The organism is Vibrio sinaloensis, assembly GCF_000808535.1.
In the GTDB taxonomy this organism is placed as follows: Bacteria; Pseudomonadota; Gammaproteobacteria; order Enterobacterales; family Vibrionaceae; genus Vibrio; species Vibrio sinaloensis_D.
The window spans coordinates 1-3887 of record NZ_JWLV01000030.1 but is presented as its reverse complement, the minus strand read 5'-3'; the positions used below and the strand labels follow the sequence as shown (position 1 = coordinate 3887).

At 45.2% G+C, this 3887-nt stretch carries 3 protein-coding genes; 2 read left to right on the top strand and 1 reads right to left on the bottom strand.

Going from position 1 to position 3887, the window contains the following annotated elements:
• Positions 1 to 1517, bottom strand: a 1517-nt coding sequence (locus tag RJ47_RS14620) for an Ig-like domain-containing protein (RefSeq protein WP_039484697.1), incomplete at its 3' end; no start/stop codon positions are given.
• A 416-nt stretch (positions 1518 to 1933) separates the two neighbouring features.
• Here RJ47_RS14620 and RJ47_RS14615 point away from each other — a divergent pair.
• Positions 1934 to 3238: a TolC family outer membrane protein gene (locus RJ47_RS14615; RefSeq protein ID WP_038138120.1), complete on the top strand. Its 1305-nt coding sequence runs from the start codon at positions 1934 to 1936 to the stop codon at positions 3236 to 3238.
• Position 3239: 1 nt separating this feature from the next.
• Positions 3240 to 3851 carry an OmpA family protein gene (locus RJ47_RS14610; protein WP_038138123.1) on the top strand — a complete coding sequence of 204 codons (612 nt, stop codon included), beginning with the start codon at positions 3240 to 3242 and terminating at the stop codon, positions 3849 to 3851.
• The last annotated feature ends 36 nt before the right edge of the window (positions 3852 to 3887 follow it).

The following is a 3887-nucleotide window of genomic DNA, read 5'->3' as shown; positions in this document are numbered from 1 at the left end:
TCGTCTTTGATGGTCGCGGTACCGGTTGCAGTGCCGTTTGAGGTCACACCATTATTTTCGGTTACGACTAAGCCGAACGTCTCATCGCCTTCGTAGACGTCATCGCCCGTGGTTGGGATGGTCACGGTGATGTCGGTGATGCCCGCTGGGATGGTCACGTTGCCGCTGCCATCCACAGTCAGTGTTTGCGTCTGGTTGTTGCTGTCGACATACGTCACCACCATCTCACCGATGTCACCGGCTTCGGCGGTGTAACCGTCGGTGGTTGGTGCAAGGTTCACGACGACTGGCGCTTCGGTCTCGTTAGAGAGTGAAACCGTGAACACCGCGTCAGTGCCTTCGTTGACGTCACCCGCGTCTGTCACAGACAGTGTTGGCTTGTCGTTATCTGGTGTGCCAGGACCTGGGCCCGTACCGTCGTCTTTGATGGTTGCGGTGCCCGTTGCACTGCCAATCAAACCATCAACAGGCTCAACGACTAAGTTGAAATCTTCATCGCCTTCGAAGACAGAGTCATCAATGGTACTAATAGATACAATAATTGATGTTTCACCAGCAGGAATTGTTACCGTTCCATCAGGATTAACGGTCAAAACCGTACCGTTTGGCGTGGTAACTGTGATATCGCCTAAGTCTTCGCTTTCAGCGCTTCCCGTTACAACGGTTAATTTAACTGTCGTGTCTTGATTCGATGGTTTGTCTAGATCAATAGTAAATTCTGCACTATTCCCTTCATTAATATCCCCACCACCACTAACACTTAGCTCTGGGATAGGATTAACACCTACATTGACGGTGATTTGATCAGTACCGCCGTTTCCATCGCTAACTGTCACTTGGAAGCTATCGCCGCCATCAAAGTTGTTGTTAGGTGTGTAGGTCCAAGAGCCGTCTGGATTTACAGTAACGGTACCATTTGTAGGAGGCTGGGTTTGCGTAAAGGTTAGGTTGTCTCCATCTGGGTCAGTTGCGATTAACTGCCCTGAGACTGGGGTATCTTCGTCCGTTGAAACTTGTATATCATTGCCTAGAGGCGTCGAATTTCCATCGACAAAAACAGGCGGCTGTTGAAGAATTTGGAATTGCTCAAGTAAAGAGAGGCTCTGAGTTTCTGAAAGACCCAGCGATGCGAAACCTTGAGTAACGAATTCGGTAGAGGCAATGGTTTCAGCACCGTCACGGGCTACAGTGCCTGAAGCGGTCAGACTGGAGCCACTTTGGCCACCAGCCGCAGTAGCAAACTCTTCACCCAACTGTGTTGGATCTTGGCCGTCTTCTAATGCTGCAAAGATATCTTCCAATTCACTGGTAATATCCTGCGCAGCACCATCATCACCGAACAGTTCAGCACTAATTTGAGGCTCACCGTTAAAGAGCACTTCTTCATTGTTAAGCACTACCTCACCCGGTCTCGGAGTTTCACCTTCGAGAAGAAGTCGTACGTTACCATTAGTATCGATTACAACTATTTGTCCACTAGCTAGATTGCTTAACGCCACGTATGCACCAAAACCCATAAACGAGCCCCTAATCCTTTACTACCTCTATCGTCTTGTTTCAAAACGACAATAAATTGGCAATGTTACTATTTATATTGAGTATAAATTAACATTATTGATAAATTAGCAAAACTAATTTTTCGCCCTCTATCTGCAACCAATAAAAAACATGTTGCATTACTCAATCATAAATATTGAATGAAGATCTCAATTGTATCAGTTTATAAAAGGTATGGCGCTCCTTAAACCAATTACGGCAGGCTGACTCACAGATTTATCAACATCGCTGTTTTTTAAGCTATTTATTGTTGTTTCTATTAGATAACTGAATCGAATAGTGTTACTTTATTGACGTTTACGTAGATACCTTCTCAAAAATGAGACTTTAAATTGAGTAAGATCCTGCGAATCACAGCTTGTTAAGGAGAGTTGAAGTGAATTGGAATAAGTTGAAAGTACTAAGCTGCGCCGTCGCACTTAGCTTTCCTGCGCATAGCCAAACGTTAGAGCAGGCTGTCGCGTATACAATAACAAATAACCCTAAGGTTAAGGCTTCATATAATGAGTTTCAGAGCAAATTCTACGACTCGGAAGCCTCAGTCGGCGCTTATCTCCCTAAAATTGACCTTGATGCTGGTATCGGCTATGAAAAAGTTGATCTTGCGTCGGGTACTGAAAACGAATTAACCCGTAAAGAAGCAACAATTACTCTGACCCAACTTATTTGGGATGGAAACGCGACTCTAAACGACATGGATCGCACAGCCGCTGACGCTGAGTCTGTTCGTTATCAATTGCTTGCTGACGCACAGGACATCGCGCTAGAAGTCACTAAGATCTATCTCGACGCGACAAAAGCTTATGAAGTGCTGGCGCTATCAGAAAGCAACTTAGCGGTTCACAAAGAAATTTATCGTGATATCAAAAAACGTGTCGACTCCGGCATTGGCTCTACGGCTGATATGTCACAAGTTGAAGCTCGCCTAGCCAAAGCACACGGAAACCTTCTTGCTGCGCAAAACAATCTATTTGACGTTCATACACAATTTAAACGTATTGTTGGTCAAGCACCGCAAGGATTAACCTTCCCTAGAGCAGACCAGAACGCGATTCCATTCACCATCGATGATGCTCTTGAAGATGCGATGAACAATCACCCAGTGATCAAAATCGCTCAAGCGGATGTCGATTCAGCAAGATTTCAATTCGATCAAACTAAAGGTGTTAACTACCCGACCTTGTCATTTGAAGCGAACCAAACTTGGCGTGAAGACGCAGGCGGTATCGAAGGCTCGAGCGAAGAGTTTTCTGCGATGCTTCGTATGAGATACAACCTCTATAATGGTGGCTCAGATTCAGATCGTTCAGACAGTGCTGCGTATCAACTGAACAAAGCTAAAGACCTTCGCAACTACACCTTTAGAACAGTAGAAGAAGGCTTACGCTTGTCGTGGAGTGCTTTAGACTTAACGGTTCAGCAAAAAGAATTCCTAGCTGACCATGTTGATTCTGCATCAGACACTGTTATCGCTTATGAAAAACAATACCGTTTGGGTAAACGTACGCTATTAGATCTCTTGAACACTGAGAACGAATTGTTTGAGGCGCGTAAAGGTTATTTGGACGCAAAATATGATGAACAGTATGCTAAATACCGAGTCATGAACGCGACAGGTGGTTTGTTGTCAGCGCTACGTGTGGACACTCCTGATGAATGGAACGAGGCTGTAGAATATTAATATGAAAACACTAGTACACTCCCTAATACTCGCAACCGTTTTTTCTACTGGTGTTGCCTACGCAGAAGATGAGTACGAGTACATCGCGACACCTGTACCAAATCAAATTGATGACCTGCTCGACGAAGACAAAGATGGCGTGATCAACGCGAGAGATTTATGTCCACAAACACCTGCTCGTTCTGAAATTGATAACGACGGTTGTGGCACTTACATCAACACCTCAGAAAAGATTGATCTCCACATCCTTTTTGCGAATGACTCAGATGTTGTTCAACCAATCTTTATGACTCAGGTTCGTGAGCTGGCAGACTTCCTAGAAGAGTACCCATCGACGACTGTCGAGCTGCAAGGTTATGCGAGTAAAGTGGGTCGCCCAGATTACAACCTTGAACTGTCTAAGCGAAGAGCCGAAGCGGTTGAGAACTTGCTGTTGGACTATCAACTTGACGCCGACCGCGTAACTATCGTTGGTTTTGGTGATACTAACTTATCTGTAGAAGGTGACGACGAACAAGCGCACGCACAAAACCGTAAGGTTGTTGCAAGCGTCATTGGCCACAAAGGTCAGGTAAAAGAAGAATGGACCATCTTCACCAAGATTGAGAAATAAGCAAAGGGAGCGTAAAGCTCTAATGCCGATCAGTTA

Bases quoted from the DNA above. Each gene is read 5' to 3' on its own strand.
- RJ47_RS14610 (WP_038138123.1), top strand. From the start codon at position 3,240: ATGAAAACACTAGTACACTCCCTAATACTCGCAACCGTTTTTTCTACT.